The organism is Candidatus Micropelagos thuwalensis, from assembly GCF_000469155.1.
GTDB classification, from domain to species: Bacteria; Pseudomonadota; Alphaproteobacteria; order RS24; family RS24; genus Micropelagius; species Micropelagius thuwalensis.
The window spans coordinates 107441-123548 of sequence record NZ_AWXE01000005.1; the positions used below are offsets into that span (position 1 = coordinate 107441).

Here is a 16108-nt window from a genome sequence, read left to right on the forward strand (position 1 = left end):
GCTTTGGCGACGGTTAGAAAGAGGGGCAGCAAATGGCAGGCTCAGGTTAGAAGGGACGGCTTTAGAGGCGTCTCGAAGTCATTTCATAATAAGAAGGACGCACTCAAATGGTCTCGTCAGATGGAAGCCTCGATGGACAGAGGCGACTTCGACGACAAAAAAACACCAATCATCAGCGTCTCAGACTTACTCGACAAATACCTGACTGAGGTCACACCAAATAAGAGGGGTTGGAGGGAAGAAACTTACAGAATAAACGCCATCAAAAGAGACGACATCGGCGCCATCAGAATATCAGAATTAAGCAGCCAGCATGTTGCAGCCTACAGAGACAGACGCCTCAACAAAGTCGCCTCTTCAACTCTAAGAAGAGACGTCGTCATATTTAGGCACGCCATCGAAGTCGGCATCAGAGAGTGGGGAGTTCCCCTCAAAGATAATCCTGCGAGGCGGCTTCGCCTCCCCAAGCAGCCGAAATCTAGAGAAAGAAGGCTTTCGGTTGAAGAATACTCAAAGCTTCTTGAGGTTGCCGAAAGGAGAAAGTGGTGGATGCAGCCGATCATCATTATTGCCTTAGAGACGGCGATGAGACGCGGAGAGATTTTGTCGATGCGTTGGCAGCACCTAGGCGACGACCTAACAACACTCAGAATACCTACAACAAAAAATGGAGAAGAGAGGATCATCCCTCTTAGCTCAACGGCTAGAAGCGTCCTCAAAGAAATCACAAAAGAAACAGAGTTAATATTCCCGACGTCAGCAAACGCTTTTCGTCTTTCGTGGGAACGAATAGTCGCCGCAGCAGGCATCGAAGACTTGAGGTTCCACGACTTAAGACACGAAGCCGTCAGCAGGCTATTCGAGAGGGGCCTGAGCCTTCCCGAGGTTGCCCTCATATCCGGCCACAAGGATCCGAGGATGCTATTCAGGTACACGCATCTTAGGGCTGAAGATGTTGTATCTAAGTTAAACGATTAGGATCCCTATTTGTAATTCAGACCCCGGGTGGGGTTGAGTTTTTGTGAATCCAAAATTACCGTTAAAGGGTTGTTGTTGGTTGTGGAGGATTAAATGCCAGATAACGACAAAGAGAGTGACTACGCCTACAATATTAAGCAGCTAATTTGTTTGAGTGCACAATGCACTCGTAGCTATTAAGCTGAATGTCCTTATCAACTATCCACCATCGCGGGTATGCGTGACAGCTGCATCAGCCTGAACGGCGGATGATCAGCCGAGCTTGACCAGCTCATGGCCTTGCCCTGTCAGGTGATCAGCCAGAAAGGCGATATGGTCCGGGCCGATTTCGCAACACCCGCCGATGATGCTGGCCCCATGCCCAATCCAGCGGTCAACATGCACGGCATACGCCTCAGGCCCCAGGTCCTTTCTTGCCTCAAGATTATCAACCGTAGACCCCGGGGTCATGCCATCAATCGCGGTGAAGCCGTTGGCATAGGCCCCAAAGCGCAATCCGCTGGATGCCAGCGCAGGTATGGCCGCGTCAATCGCTTCAGGGATAGAGCAGTTCAGCATCACCGCCTCAACACCATCATCGGCGAGGGCTTCGAGCACGCTGTCCAGCTTTTCGCCTGATCGCAGGGTCGCGGTCAGGTCATCGGCAATGGTCAGGCCGACAAACGCCTTGAACCCGGCCTCGGTAACAGCGGTGACAGCGGCACGGGCCTCACTGAGGTTTGAGATCGTTTCAATCAGGAACAGATCAACACCGTCTTTCTGCATGGCGACAATTTTTCTGTATTCATCCAGCGACTGTTCGTAATCATGGGCAGCGCTAGCAACGTAGCTGGCGACCAGCGGAGGCAGGCATCCGGCAATGGCCACATCGGCACCGGCTTCATCTCTGGCATCACGGGCCAGCCTGACAGCAGTCTTTTGCACTGCCTCAAAATGCTCGCCATAACCGTTGGCGGTCATCCGGGTCGGGGTGGCGCTATAGGCGTTAACCGCCACCACTTTTGACCCGGCGTTGATAAAGTCATGATGCACCGCTTTGATGATATCGGGGCCTTCCTCTATCATGACCATGATCGACCATAATGGGTGCGCGCCTGGCGCGCTTGAACGTTTATTAATCTCCTGGCCCAGCCCGCCATCAAGAAAGGCAATTTCAGTCATGGTCTTACACCTCCCGCTCAATTTCTGATGAAATCCAACAGTGTTACACTAATAGGTCAATTGGCACCTGAGGGCTAAACCAATTGTGGGGGTAATCTCATAGGTTCTCTCCATCTCATTCAGTTAATTTTAATGCACACTGGGGCTATAAAATGCAATAGTAGTGTATGCTTTTTTATAAACTTCAGTTCACCTAATTTGTTTAACAACCAACTATAAATTGTGTCGTCAGAGACCATGTTGTTGAAGGTGTTTTAGTACACTAAAGACCCCCTTAGTTTTAGCTAGTAGTATTCCTAAAAGAATAACCACAACAATTCTCTAGAGGAAACGACAAATAAAGCCTCAACCCACTTAGGTTTTCTAAAGTTAACTATAGTGGTCTAAAGTGATCCCCTCAGTTAAATGAATTATTATGACTAAAATCATTACTAAGGCGCCAACTCAGCCTCTTTGGCTCTTAACTCATTGTTTAAATCTTACAATCCACTATAGCAGCCACCTAAGACCACTATAGTTAACCTAAGTGTCTCCAATTTGGTTTGTCGTCTACTCTTAAGTTTACGCCTCCGGGCACAAGATAAGTTGTCGTCTCAAAGGCCTACTGTTCCCCCTAGGGGTGGACATAATTATTTGTTTCAATTTAAACCCTATTTGAGCAATATTATTACAAAATATTTGGGTGTATTTTTAGCGCCAATTTTGTGTCGTATGATTGTTTTTTCTCTTACCCGAAGGGCTAATCTCGTCTCAAAGGGGCATACTTAGGGTTACCCCGCAAGCATCGAATAGAGACTCACACAGGCGCCTTTAGTCTTTTGACCCCACCCACCGGAGATCACAAAATGACTCCCAGAGGACTCCTGAGAGCCTTTAAATGGTATTTTAAATTAAAGATTAGACGCCTCAAGCCAATAAGTCACACAAGGCTGCCGACTGTCACAGTGGTGTCACAGTAGACACCCAATAACGCACCAATTTAATAGAAACCTCTTGATGTGACACATCATCTCAAATAGGCTTAACGTGTTAATTAGGCATCGTTATTGTGGGGCCTTAGGGACAACATCCGACTTACAGCTGCTGTCCCGCTGCCCTCCGAAGGCAGAGGTCAGAGGTTCAAACTCTCTCGGGTGCGCCTATCATTTTTATAGCAAAGGTCTGATCTTATCTTTTTATGACTTCGGTTAATTCAGCTGTCTTTTGCTGGGCGTCCTGAAGGACACCTACTTCTTATGAAATGATTAAAGTTAAGTTCAGTATATCTTCTTGACCCGTAAAAATAGCCATATATGTATTTATTATGTTACTTAGCATCAATTAGAGATTATCAGCTTATTTAAGGTAATTGTTATCTAATGAATACACTACAAAATTATTCGTCCCTTATCGCAGTTGTAAAACAGATGGAAGCCGACTTAGGTCTGTCTGACTTGTCGGAAGCTGAACGTTTAGTGGTAGCTGCCATTGGTATACTTCAGGAAAAGCTGGGAGCTTCGGAATTTGTTCCGTCGAAAGCAATCATCCAGCAAGAGTTATGCTCAAATATGTCTGCGCCAACTTTTTACAATGCACTTAGTGAATTGTTGCGAAGAAAAACAATCGAGGTGCCTTTAGGGCGAAAAAAGGGCCTATATCGTCTGTGTTGAATTTGCAATTTTCTATGAAAACAACTTTATTTTTTATTCCCAAACAAGGAAAAAATATATTAAAGCTTTTAAATGGGCAGTAGCTCTGCTCCTAGCTTCTGTGTTTGGAACAAGACTGATTTATAAGATGTGAAACAAATGCAATTATTAAAAAATGCACTGTCGTTTTCAGCGAAGGAATTCTGCTTTGTATTCTTCGGTTACGTTTTAATGTTTTTTTTAGTGCAATACGTTATATATCCAGTGCAAGAAATCATTATTCCAGAAAGCACAATATTTGCTGCACTTCTATTTCTTCCGCATGGGGTTCGTGTTGTCTCAATTTGGCTTTTACGAGAAAGGGCTATCATCCCTCTTTTCTTAGCTAGTCTTGTAATTTATCGATCGTTTTATTGGCACGCAGAACCATTTTATTTGAACTATTTTCTTATTCTGACTGGAACCTTTTGTGCTTATATCGCAATTCTGTTTTTTGACTTCGGCAAAATTGATCTGTCTGTTCAAAACCTCTCAATTTCGCATTGGCGAAGTCTTATTTTGTTGGGTTTTGTTGCTTCAGTTTTTAATGCGATAGGTAACTCTGTAATACTAGCTTCAAGTATTGACTTGGAGTCACAGTTGCGAACCCTCATTCATTACCTCATAGGTGATACGCTTGGGGTAGTCGGGTTTCTGGTTATTCTTTTGGCATTGCTAAGAATTGGCAGAGTCTTAAATTAGGTGAGTAATACAAGTAAAATTTAAGGCTGTAAGCAGACTATTCTAGCAAGACCTTACCCTGGCAGCGGTTCTCCTCATATCAGGCCAAAAGTAACCGAACATGTTATTAAGGTACATGAATCCTAATCTGAAGACTTATCCTCCAAGTTATCAGATTAGGATTCATGTTTTTATTCACGTCCCAACAAGGTTGAGCTTTTGTGAATTAAAAATTAACGTTAAAGAATAATTTTTGTTTTGGTCAAATAATTCAAATCAGGTCTTAAGAGCATATTGACTTGGATTAAGCATCTAAACACCTACAACCCAACCTATTTAAATTGAGTGGAAACACAATGACCGAAGCTGCGGACAGGGTTTATCAAGACGGGGAACGAAGGGTATCCTCCGGACAGGCCTGGCGAGATTATTGCAGTATTCTCGATATTGCGGGAACACTTATTGACACAATTGAAGCCCCTCTTGATGATCTTGATCGTGCCGAATGGTACCGGTTCCTTACCCGCTTAATGCGAAATGGCGCAGAACGCTTCATGGAAAACAGTGAGCCAGAACGCCCTCGCCTACGAGTTACCCCCTGGCGGCAGGGCATTAATTTCCAGTCGCCTGACCAAGATCACCTGCTATGCGAATTCATAGACGGCACACATGATTATGTGATTGAGGGCTCGCTCGGCACAATTCCTTATTTTGTTATCGCGTCGTGGAGCGCTCCGATGCCGGTTGATGCGGGCAGTAGCGATTGGGCGGATAACGGTGTAGAGGGTCTTGCAGAGTTCAACCCCGCCGCCTTACGCACTACGGGTTTTCTTCAAAGCAATATGCTGAGAACTGACGAAGCGGGTAAATTTGAAATCATAGTCAGCCGCAACAATCCGGGCGAAGGGCTTAACTGGCTGCCGATCGAAGCCGACTGCGCCGGCCTTCTGGTTCGAAATGTCTATCATGACCGCGCAGAAACCGTTCCACCACAGTTCGACATCCGGCGGGCCGACGGCAGCGCGCCACGACCAATCAACCTGAGTGATGTCAGCCTCAATCTGGCCCGCGCCGGACAGACAGTTCTGGCCTATGCCCATATGGTCTGCCATTGGTGGCAGGAAACTTTGGCGGCATCCGAGAACCGGATAGTCTTTGACGATGAGGTTTATCTGTCCAATGGCGGTGTCGCTGACCGGTATCATGGCTTCGGGCGCTGGTCCTGTCCGCAAGACCGGGCGCTGGTAATTGAGTTCACACCGGGAACCTGCGAATACTGGATCTTTCAACTGTGCAATATCTGGCAGGAGAATCTCGACAATTATGAGGATGGCAACGGCTATACCCAAAATAAAATTTCCACAAAACTCCCAGATGGCACCATCCGGGTCATCATCGCCCATGAAGACCCCGGAGTTCAAGGGAATTACATTTCACCCTTCGGTCATAAACAAGGCGGCATGAGCCTGCGGCTGATTAAACCACAGGCACCTGCGCCGGAGGTGGTTCTGTATGATGTGGCTCTGGAAGAGTTGAAAGAGAACGGGCTGGATGCGCTCAAAACCCTTAAACCCGTTACGTCAGGCGTTGCACAAAGCTAATTTTTAAGAGAGAGGATAACTATATGTCTTTATCTATCTCCTCGGGCAATCTGGAAGGCGCCGTCCGCATTGCTGGCTTTTAGGAGGCTTTGGCCATAAAAAGGCGCTGTCACAAAATTGTTCGATGTGCCTGAGACTTTCCTGATAAGCGCTGATTTTGGTTAAAAACTTTTTTCATTATTTTGGCTGATACTGCCGGCCCATTTTTTTGCATTTTAATAGATTATGAACCCCGTGTATCAGGATTGCCGAGTTTTGTTAAAATCTGGCTTTGAACCGGGAGGGTGACGGTTTTCTCCTCCGTGTAGAACTGCTCGCAGGCTTTGCCACTCTCTCGGCCGATGCCAGAGTCCTTGACACCACCAAACGGTGCCCTCAATTCCCTCACCATCGGCGTGTTGACCCATAACAGGCCGGACTCCAGACGCTTCTGCGCGTCCATGATGGTCGACAGGTTTTCTGACCAGACATAACTGACCAACCCAAACGAGGTGTCATTGGCCAAGGCCCAGGCCTGTTCAGCTGAGTCAAATGTCTGAATGACCCCAAAAGGCCCGAAAATTTCTTCTTGGCATAACCGCGTGGCATTGTCTCCAACCTGCATCAACGTAGGCTGCATAAAGGCGCCCGGAGCCAACGCCTCAATCCTCTCGCCTCCTGTCAGCAGGTTGCCGCCCTCCTTTTGGCCAATCCCGACATAGGATAAGACCTTTTCCATATGCGTCTTGGAGCCAAGAGCACCAATCTCGGTTTCAGGGTCGAAAGGGTCGCCAACGCGAATATTTTGGGTGCGCGTAATCAAGGTGTCAATAAAATCGCCTGCAATGCCGCTTTCCAAAAATATGCGGGAGCCGGCAAGACATTGTTGGCCATTATTGGAGAAAATACCGAGCAAGGCCCCGTCCACAGCCTTTTCAAGGTCAGCGGATGCAAATATGATATTTGCCGACTTGCCGCCAAGTTCCATTGTGACGGGTGTGAGATTTTGCGCCGCCAGGGTCATGATCTGCTTTCCTGTTTCCGTACCCCCGGTGAATGAAATACGGGCAATGCCTGCATGTGCGCTGAGGGCTGCACCAGTCACCACGCCGCTCCCATTGACAACATTTACCACACCGTCAGGTACCCCAGCCTGCTGCAGCAAAGGCATGAGCGCGAGGAGTGTCATAGGTGTCTGTTCTGAGGCTTTGACCACACAGCTGTTACCGAAGGCCAAAGCCGCCGCCAGTTTCATGGTTGTCAGAGCCAGTGGCGCGTTCCATGGCCCGACTAGGGCGCACACCCCAACCGGGTCTCGCCTGACATAGGTCAGATAGTCCGGATTCTGGGTGTAAAGATCCCCTTCGGATTGACCAATATAATCTGCAAAAAACCTGAAATTAAGGGCCACACGCCGGATTTGACCTGCTAGCAGATGCGCATAGGGGATGCCGGTGTTGAGACATTCGAGACCGGCCAAGGTCTCGGCATGCTCGTCAACAAATTGAGCAATCTTCCGCAAAACCGACTGCCGTTCCTCAACTGTCAGATCGCGCCAAACCCCGGATTGAAAGCTTTTTTGAGCCGCAGAAACAGCGCGGTCAACAATCTGCGCATCGGCCTCATGTAATGCGGCGATTTGCTCACCGGTCGCCGGATTATAAACCGGCAGGACCGAGTCAGAGCCAAATGCTTCATCATTAATCAGGTTTTTACATTCAGTAATCGGCTGGACTTGCGCCTTGATAGTTTGAGCCTCGTTCATTTTACAACCTTCAAATAATCTCACATATAAATTTTGGAAAGTCTGGGTTTAATCGTATGTATGCAGTCCATAGGTTTTGTTGCGGGTGGTAACTGACCCATGATGTTCAGAACCGACCAAGCCAAGCATAGATTGGAGGACAGCCGGGAGTCGTTGTCAACCCTGGCCAGCACGGAGAGGGAAGGCAGGCCGGTGCCGGAAATTAGAACCGGTTCCTCAACATCCTCCCAGACGGAAAGCTGAGGCAGGAGTCGGTCGCTGGTGAGGGTGTAAATGTTTCGCGTATCCTCGATCTCAGGCAGAATGGAGACGGCCTCGATGATCTCCACACCGCGCGCCGCCCAATAGTGCTGGGCCTTGTCAAGAAGCGCCTGCGGGTATGGAGCCAACAGACGAACCCGTTTTGCATTGAGTTTGGACAGGGCTTGATAGATGGCTTCGGTCGCAGTCAAAACCGGGCGTCCGTAAGTGTTTGCGACATCACTGACCAGACGCGCCTCCGCATCAGCACCTATCATGTAGCTGGATCCGGTGCAGCCAAAGGCAAATATGTCCGGGCGAAATGTGTCATAACCCTCAAGATATGCAGGCAAATGCATCAGGTAATCTTGCAAACGCTGGCCCGGGTCAGCGGCGGTCGACACAGACCGCACAGTGCAGATCATTATGTCGTCCGGAACCAGAAGCCTGAACTCTGCTTCAACAGTCGGATTGGCTTGCGGTACAATCAGTCCGATTGTACCTTGCGGCCCATATTCATATCTTTGCTGTTTCACGAAATTGCGCCTCGGATTTTCTTAAGCCCTCAATCATGGAGGTTTTGAGCAAATAAGACCTTGCCGTCTCAGTTTGTTCGGTGATGGTTTTCAGCTCATTAAAAATTTCCCGCCGCTTACCTGGCTCCTTTTCCTGCATTCGTGACCTGTTACGATCCGCAGCCTGCAAAATATCTTCCAGAGCCGTAGCCCGCCTTGCTGCGGCATAGCGTGGCAACGCCGTTTCATCATTTGCCCTCAGACTGAGTTCGAGCGCATCGCTCAACATCAGAGCATCATGTATGCCGCCATTCATGCCCATCCCCCCGGATGGGCTGTTCAAATGGGCAGAGTCGCCCGCCAGCACAATCCGGTTGCGGCAGAATTCATCAGCAATTTTCATGTGAACACGATAGGGACGAATGACATTGATGTTGCAGGCTGCTGCCTCAGGCGTAATGCGCGAGAGTTTCCGGCGAATAGCAGCTTCCTCAAGCGCCTCCTCAAGCGTTTCCTCAGAGTCAGGATAAAGACTGCAGCGCCATAGATCAGGGAGTTTCAAAAGGCTGAACGTTCCCTTTTCCCACCACACATAATTTATGTTGGACAACCCCTCCAAATGATTTTCAAATGGGAAATCGGTGGTCGCAAGTATTGTGGTTTCCGGATAGGTATGACCTGGGAAGGTACTCGTGACATGACCACGCACGATACTTTGGGCACCGTCGGCGCCAATCAAATAGCGCGACCTTATCCTAAAGCGTACCCCACAATTCATAAGCGTGGTTTCCACAAACGCCCCTTTGTCAACAATGTCTTCGACCTGACAACCATAATTGACCTCAATACCTGCTCTGCCAAGTTTTGCTCTCGCTGCCGCAGCCAAATGAGCCTGCTCGCACTGCACTCTATAGGGGTGGTTTGTGTCCGCCTTTAGAACTGACAAATCAAACACCACCCGATCTCCCGTCTCATGGAACCGGATTTGCCATTCCGGCGATTTCAAGCCATTTTCCAGCACTGCAGATGTCAGGCCCAATGGTTCTAAAAGGTCGAGTGTCGGTGGATGAAATGTTGAGGCGCGTAATTCCTCAACCGGCGCATTCAGCTTGTCGCAGATATACATGTCAATGGATTTTTCCACCAAAGCATTTGCTGCTAAAAGCCCGACCGGTCCGGCCCCGACAATCAGTACATCCGTTTCAAGGTTTTGGGGGTCATCCATCATGTTGCTCCGCGGGGGCTTCTATACGCCATGCATAAAGAAGCAAAATGGGGCAAATCCATGGGCCTATGCGTTCATACAAATTGCTGGGGCCGGCATAAAGATACTGGTTAAAAGCAACCGACATGAAAAATCCCGTCATCATGGCAAGAAAAACAGCATTGGGGTGTGGCCGCCACCCGGCTAATCTCGCAAATAAGACCGGCCCGAAGGCTGCACCCAAAGCGGTCCAGGCAAACAGCACGCGTTCAAAAATAGAAGTTGGTGCGGATAAGGAAATCCCCACCGCCAAAACCATCAAGCCAGCCGCCGCAATGCGAGACATCAATACTGACCGCACAGGCTGAAACTTGATGTCATGAGATATGGAAGCGCTGGAGGCCACCAGAATAGAGTCAACCGTTGACATAACCGCAGACAATAATGCCGCCATGACCAGTCCGGCGATGATGTCGGGAAACAGCAGGCTCGTGGTGCCGAACAGAATCTGCTCTGCATTGTCCATTGAGACAGGCAGAACTCTGGCTGAAAGCCCCAAAAGAGCCATGCCTGAAAAAACAATCAACGACCAAGACATGGCGATTTTAAATGCCTTACGTCGTTCCTTGTCGTTTTTTACGGACATAATCCGAGTCATTAGCTGGGGCTGCCCAAAAGTCCCGAGCCCAATCCCAGCCATGCCAAGCGCTGCGCCGATTGCGGTCAAACCTGCCCGCCCGCCAAAGATGTCCAGATGGCCTGGCGTATCCTGTGCAAGACGCGCCCAGAGCTCAACTGGGCCACCAGCCTCAACAAGCGCAGCCAAAGGCAAAAGAATGGCAATAACCAATATAACAATCCCCTGGATCATGTCTGTCGTGCTGACCGCCCAGAACCCGCCCAAAACGGAATACACACTCACGATGAGGGCGGCCAGTAAGATTCCCTGCCAGGACGGTATGTCAAAATAGGTTTTCATGGCACTACCGCTGGCCAACAACTGAGCGGATATATAGAAAATAAAGCAAAACAGGATCATAGTGCTGGACGCCAGAACAATGCGTCGGCGCGCATGAGAGACTGTGTCGGCGGCAATAAAATCAGTAAATGTGACATATTTATGCTGATGGGCGCGCTGCTGCAGCTGTTTGCCCAAAACCACCCAGGCAACTATATAACCGCCCCAAATGCCAGGCAACATCCATAAGGCGGACAGTCCGGTTGCATAGACAAAACCTGAGAAACCCATAAGCACCCAAGCCGAGGAGGATGTTGCGGCATAGGAGAAGCCAGCGACCCAGCCATTGAGATTACGCCCCCCAATGAGGAAATCTTCGTTTGTTTGTGCGCGCCGCGCAGCCCATAACCCAAGTAAAATCAGGCAGGAATGATAAGTGACAAGAATTGCCAAAATGGTTTGGCTGTTTGATGTCAATCGCAGCTCCTGTCATTACGCTTCAACTGTATTCATTATCTTCGTTATAATACCCTGAATGCCTATGATTTATATCAAGATTTAATGTGTCCTGAAAATTTGAATTCAGTGGAAACCTCATTTATCATGATAATTGATTTTAACTTTAGCCAAAGCTGAGGTGGTTCGTGTCCAGAGTTTTTTCCATCATTGGCGGAAATGATATTGCCATCAAGCCGGATGAAAATGCAATTGACCGGTTTTGGGATGAGGCTAATGCCGCCCTGCCAGATTTGAGGGCAGACCATCAAGTCAGGTGGATCGGGCTGGATGAGGAAACAACCTTAGAGATTATCGCCTATATCCGTTCCGGTGAAAAATCGGCGACCTACACTGTGCCATGGATAAATGCCAATTATGGCTGGCCTGACGGCTCCCCAGGCCTACCGATCATATTGCTGGGGTTTGACGGCCTGCCCGCTATAATGGTCGAGACAACCGATGTCATAAAAATAAATTTTGGTGATATCGGCAGCGATCTCAGCGGGCTGGACGGCCCCCCGGTAAGAGAGATCACAGTTTGGCGGAATTTACACACAATGTACTGGAATGAAATTCTCGGGCGCTTTGGGCGTGAATGTTCGCCGGACATGCCGGTTCTCGTCGAAAAATTCAAACCCGTCTTTCCGCTTTAGCCGGGGCCAGTGATTATATCCTACTAGCGGGGATGTCTTTCTTTGGAGACCCAACGACCACAGGTTTTGTAAGGATGGCTTAATGACCAAACATGTTCCAGACTATGGTCCCCGAGCGCGAATAGGAATCGCCGTTCCTCATTCCAATCCGACAGTGGAGCCTGAAATACGCATGACGTTGCCGGACAATATTGGTGTCTACGCATCCAGACTGACGCACGCTTCCGAATCCGTGGAGACGCGTTTAAATCATTATATTCGTAATATCCCCTTGGCTATCAATTCCTTCGGGGAAATCCGGTTGGCAGCCTTTGGGTTTGGCTGCACAGGCTCGTCTTATGTTGCGGGTTTGGAAAATGAAGAAAAATTTACTTCCAAAGCCTACAACGAAACATCCGTTCCTGTAATAACAGCCGCACAGGCAATCAGGAAAGCCCTAGATCAAATCGGCTGCTCGTCCATTGCCTTGGTGTCTCCATATCCGGACTGGCTTGCTGAGTTAGGTTATGAGTATTGGGAGTCGTCGGGTCTGAAAATTATGGACCGTCTCAGAGTGGACCCCACACTGACCGATACGCACAGAATCTACGAACTCACAAGTCAGGATGCACTCGATCAGATGAGAAAATTAAAAGAGACCGACGCTGATTGCATTGTGGCCAGCGGGACAGGCATGCCGACCCTGAAGGCGATTAGAACACTAGGCTCTGAAACAGGCATACCTGTCCTTTCCTCAAATTTAAGTCTGGCGTGGGCGCTGACAAAGATTGTCTCTCCCGAGCAAACCCCTCATTTGCCACAAGACCTGCTTTGATTTTACAGGCAGGGCGCGGGCAACTTTCACGACAATCGCATCGGTGGCCATCATATTCATATCCATAATGTCATGGACAGTTTTTCATGTTCATGAAATGCTGTGCATTCAGTGCCATTAACCGCTAGGCATCCATAAATTAGAGCAGGAAAAATAATGCAACTTGAAAACCTTTTTGGCCCGATAACGCAAATCGGCTATCTCACTGACGATATTGAAACAACAGCCGGGTTCTGGACACAAACATCCGGCATCGGACCATGGACGCGCATGTCTGGTGTTTCAATGGCTGCAACAATGGATGGACAGCCCAGTGACATTAATATTGATGTTGCCATAACTTATAAGGGCGATGTTCAGATTGAGCTGATTCAGCCCCTTTGCGACTCACCCTCTCCCTATCAGGCATATAAGGAGGCTGGATTATGGGGGCTCCACCATGTGCAATTCACAACCAAAAATATGGACGCTTCAGTGGAACTGGCAAAATCTGCTGGTCTCGAAGTTGCCTGTACAATTAGTCAGGGCGGCGGCGTGTATAATTATTTACGCGGCCCGGGTGTCTGGTTTGAAATGATAGAAGCATCCAAAGACCTCGAAATGTTTTTCGGGATGATTAAATCAGCTTGTGACGATTGGGACGGTAACGAATTAATCCGAGACATCACTCTTTAAGACACAAGATGCTTCTTGTTTAAACAGTCAGACTAAAACTATTTTTCAGTTAATGAAGCACACGCGTCAAATCCACCTTCCTCAAAAACACTTTTAGAGCAAAACGCAGTCTGGGGCACATACGGATTAGCAAAGTCTAGTTTGGTTACATCTTTTTTCAGACGTTCAAGAAAAGGGGCAGATCTCGGCAACATCCGCAGACTAAGCTGACCATCAAGGAAATTGCCGGCATCAAGCCAGGTCACACCTTCTTGTGCAGTTGCATTAGCCGGTCGCAGATGTTTTTCCGAAATCACCATTGTCAAATACCCAGTTCCATCGGTTTCGATATCTTCGGCAGTTACACAGCTATGCGCTGCACCATTCCAAAAATTATAGGTACATGCTGTCCACATTCTAAAGTCTAGATCTTGTGACCATGGGTATAGATTTTGAGCGTGATTGACAGTTTTGGGCTTTTTAAACCGAACAGCAAAGATTTCGCCATGTTCGCGACTATAAAACGTGTTCAAATACAAAATATCAGCGTTAGACAGCAGATCGACATCTATGCCAAAATTACTAGATAAATCGAAACGCCCAGCTTGACTTTGAGCACGATGATCTGGAAGTGGAAATGCTGGAAACATCGTCCCGTCAGCAGGCACATCATAACCTTCAGGGTATGGCTCACAGGCTGGATAATGTGCAATTTGCTTCCCTTTTTTGTCGTACACGGTGATGGCGGGCAAGTCTACCCCTGCAGAATGAGGGGGTAAGGGTGGTAAATCTGCACTATAGACTCTGAGCAAAAGAAAAGTGGCCCTATTCCTTTCACCATTTTTTTGCTCGCCAATATAACCTGTATTGCGCGGGACTACCTGAGGCGGGGCATCCATAACAAAATGCACAGTATAATTTCGATCTTGCTCCGGACGGCCTGCCTCTCGCCATGGGTTATAACTCCCGGCATCAGGATCTATCTTCTCGTCCATTAAAGTTGGAAAATTATTCGTAGACATATCATTTGGGTGGAACCCGAAATATTTTGCATAGGGAAATGACCCTTTAAGAGTCGCGCGTCCGCCAGCCGGTATATTTATAAGCCCATCTTTTTTGACCCCAAAAGGCCCAGAAAAGAAGATTGTCGAAAAATAATTTGCCGAAGACGTGTCGAGTAAATAAGGAAACCTATTATTGGTCAATGGAGAGCCGGATTGCGGCCAACCAGGGCAGAGAGAACCAGGTTTAAAGGCCGAGTCAACTTTATACCGCGTATCACCGTCAACGATATTACAGGTTTGTTTGGCATAAACAGCAATACGGCCTTACTGACCCGCCAATTTGGTATCAGACAATGCTTGAAAACCGCGCAATGTATCGGTGTCTTCCGAGTCTCGGGTGTCGGAAAAAGTGGTGTAGAGTGCGAGAAGATCCTCAGCAATCTCATCCGGTGAAACTTCGTAAAGCCGCTTCAGGTTTTCTGTGTGACCGAAGAGTTCATTTGGCACTTCAGAAAATTTATTTTCTGTTCGCCTAATCTCCCGCAGTGTTTCACAAAATGCCTCATATCCGGCAGAACTTATTCTCTCAGGTCGCTCGACCCGGTCACAAGCAACAATGAAACCTGCAAGTATTATAATCGCAATAATATGCCTCACACCCCACCCCTTTTGCATGTTTGACTGAGCGCGCTCATTGACTAGTGGCAATCTAAATAAAAATTGTCCCCATCAGACTGCACTTTTTATAGATAAATTATAGTTAAATTTTACTAATAATAATTTATATAAATTAACTTTCTTCCCGCTTTAGGCGTCCAGCAGTAATCAATCTAACAAGCCAAGGAATAGCCAACGACATAACAAGTCCATAGCCGACACCAGAGCCATAGGGCGCAAGGACATCCCCTATAATCGTATCATCCGCTAGGCCAAGCACCCTTCCGGAGATTATTAAAGCACCAAACACCATTGCCGCACCGACAGCGCATATCAAAAGCCGTATAATAAGATGCCCTTGAAGCTCAACGCCTCGGCGCGCATCCACCTGATGCCCGACAAACCAGCCCATCATGAGACCCCACATCCATGACCCAACGAAGTCGAGCGTACCTCCAAAATGCAGTCCCATAAAAATGACCTGAGCAACCAACAGCGCTAGCACCAGCTTCGGCAAACCAAACAACTCCAGCGCAGCAATGAGTCGACCTGCAACATCCAATTTGACCCAAACATAGAGCGTCAAAGCCCCAAGCAAGATACCGCCAAGCACGTCACCAACATCATGCACACCTAAATAAATCCGGCTCATACATATCAGCACCGCTATCGTCCAGAGACTTATCTTAAGCCAAGTTCTTTGCACCTTAAGCGCCAGCCAGCCCCATAAAACGATTGCCATTTGCGCATGACCGCTTGGCCATCCATATGAATTCCCAGTCTTGTCATCCAGCGCAAAAATCGCGTCCGGACGCGGGTCCTGATAAAAATCTTTCAAAAACAGGTTTATACCTGCCGTTAATAACAACAGGAGACCCGCCTGATAAAAAACCTGGGTACGCCAAAAGTAAAATCCGAAAGAGAGAAAAAGAAAAAGAAAAACTTGATAACCAAGTAAAGTTATATTGGTGAACAACAAAGTTAGCGCATCAGTGCGCAAAGCCGGCACCCAGCTTAAATCATTCATAAGTGTCATTTTCCCCTCCTCAAAGGAATCCTCGACGCAAATCAATTAAATT

The 16108-nt window shown here is 48.0% G+C and carries 15 protein-coding genes; 7 read left to right on the top strand and 8 right to left on the bottom strand.

From position 1 onward, the window contains the following. Window positions 1–3 precede the first annotated feature (3 nt). Complete coding sequence (locus RS24_RS09430; RefSeq protein ID WP_021777979.1) at window positions 4–978, top strand: tyrosine-type recombinase/integrase; 975 nt, start codon at window positions 4–6, stop codon at window positions 976–978. A 252-nt stretch (window positions 979–1230) separates the two neighbouring features. On the opposite strand, the gene RS24_RS09435 is transcribed toward RS24_RS09430, so the two are convergent. Beyond that, complete coding sequence (locus RS24_RS09435; protein ID WP_021777980.1) at window positions 1231–2139, bottom strand: homocysteine S-methyltransferase family protein; 909 nt, start codon at window positions 2137–2139, stop codon at window positions 1231–1233. A gap of 1358 nt (window positions 2140–3497) precedes the next feature. Between RS24_RS09435 and RS24_RS09440 the strand changes: the two genes are divergently transcribed. The 3 genes from RS24_RS09440 to RS24_RS09450 all read left to right on the top strand — a co-directional run bounded on the left by RS24_RS09440 (window position 3498) and on the right by RS24_RS09450 (window position 6088). Then, the gene (locus RS24_RS09440; protein ID WP_021777981.1) at window positions 3498–3788 is read left to right on the top strand and encodes a hypothetical protein; all 291 of its coding nucleotides are present in this window, start codon (window positions 3498–3500) and stop codon (window positions 3786–3788) included. A 138-nt stretch (window positions 3789–3926) separates the two neighbouring features. Beyond that, on the top strand, window positions 3927–4508 hold the full coding sequence (locus RS24_RS09445; RefSeq protein ID WP_021777982.1) for a hypothetical protein: 582 nt from the start codon (window positions 3927–3929) through the stop codon (window positions 4506–4508). A 320-nt stretch (window positions 4509–4828) separates the two neighbouring features. Continuing rightward, on the top strand, window positions 4829–6088 hold the full coding sequence (locus tag RS24_RS09450; RefSeq protein ID WP_239642424.1) for a DUF1214 domain-containing protein: 1260 nt from the start codon (window positions 4829–4831) through the stop codon (window positions 6086–6088). A 223-nt stretch (window positions 6089–6311) separates the two neighbouring features. Here the strand turns inward: RS24_RS09450 and RS24_RS09455 are convergent, their stop codons facing one another. From RS24_RS09455 to RS24_RS09470, 4 genes are read right to left on the bottom strand one after another with little or no spacing between them, the layout of a single operon-like run. Next, entirely contained in the window at window positions 6312–7832 is a 1521-nt protein-coding gene (locus tag RS24_RS09455) for an aldehyde dehydrogenase (RefSeq protein WP_021777984.1), read from the bottom strand. A gap of 20 nt (window positions 7833–7852) precedes the next feature. Then, the gene (locus RS24_RS09460) at window positions 7853–8608 is read right to left on the bottom strand and encodes a maleate cis-trans isomerase family protein (protein ID WP_021777985.1); all 756 of its coding nucleotides are present in this window, start codon (window positions 8606–8608) and stop codon (window positions 7853–7855) included. Next, the gene (locus RS24_RS09465) at window positions 8589–9812 is read right to left on the bottom strand and encodes an FAD-dependent oxidoreductase (RefSeq protein WP_021777986.1); all 1224 of its coding nucleotides are present in this window, start codon (window positions 9810–9812) and stop codon (window positions 8589–8591) included. The genes RS24_RS09460 and RS24_RS09465 overlap by 20 nt, the downstream gene beginning before the upstream one ends. Further along, a complete protein-coding gene (locus RS24_RS09470; RefSeq protein ID WP_021777987.1) occupies window positions 9805–11226 on the bottom strand; it encodes a sodium/proline symporter in 1422 nt (473 codons plus the stop codon). Before RS24_RS09470 ends, RS24_RS09465 begins: the two co-directional genes overlap by 8 nt. 167 nt (window positions 11227–11393) lie before the next feature. On the opposite strand from RS24_RS09470, the gene RS24_RS09475 reads away from it, so the two are divergent. The 3 genes from RS24_RS09475 (at window position 11394) to RS24_RS09485 (ending at window position 13389) form a co-directional block, all read left to right on the top strand. Beyond that, complete coding sequence (locus tag RS24_RS09475) at window positions 11394–11900, top strand: ASCH domain-containing protein (RefSeq protein WP_021777988.1); 507 nt, start codon at window positions 11394–11396, stop codon at window positions 11898–11900. An 82-nt stretch (window positions 11901–11982) separates the two neighbouring features. Then, complete coding sequence (locus RS24_RS09480) at window positions 11983–12714, top strand: maleate cis-trans isomerase family protein (protein ID WP_021777989.1); 732 nt, start codon at window positions 11983–11985, stop codon at window positions 12712–12714. A gap of 156 nt (window positions 12715–12870) precedes the next feature. Continuing rightward, on the top strand, window positions 12871–13389 hold the full coding sequence (locus RS24_RS09485) for a VOC family protein (protein ID WP_021777990.1): 519 nt from the start codon (window positions 12871–12873) through the stop codon (window positions 13387–13389). Between the two features lie 38 nt (window positions 13390–13427). Here RS24_RS09485 and RS24_RS09490 read toward each other — a convergent pair whose 3' ends face one another. The 3 genes from RS24_RS09490 to RS24_RS09835 all read right to left on the bottom strand — a co-directional run bounded on the left by RS24_RS09490 (window position 13428) and on the right by RS24_RS09835 (window position 16065). Further along, the gene (locus tag RS24_RS09490) at window positions 13428–14573 is read right to left on the bottom strand and encodes a hypothetical protein (RefSeq protein WP_038301024.1); all 1146 of its coding nucleotides are present in this window, start codon (window positions 14571–14573) and stop codon (window positions 13428–13430) included. Window positions 14574–14696: 123 nt separating this feature from the next. Then, a complete protein-coding gene (locus tag RS24_RS09495; protein WP_131443775.1) occupies window positions 14697–15029 on the bottom strand; it encodes a hypothetical protein in 333 nt (110 codons plus the stop codon). 133 nt (window positions 15030–15162) lie between these two features. Further along, on the bottom strand, window positions 15163–16065 hold the full coding sequence (locus RS24_RS09835; protein WP_021777993.1) for a phosphatase PAP2 family protein: 903 nt from the start codon (window positions 16063–16065) through the stop codon (window positions 15163–15165). Between the last annotated feature and the right edge of the window lie 43 nt (window positions 16066–16108).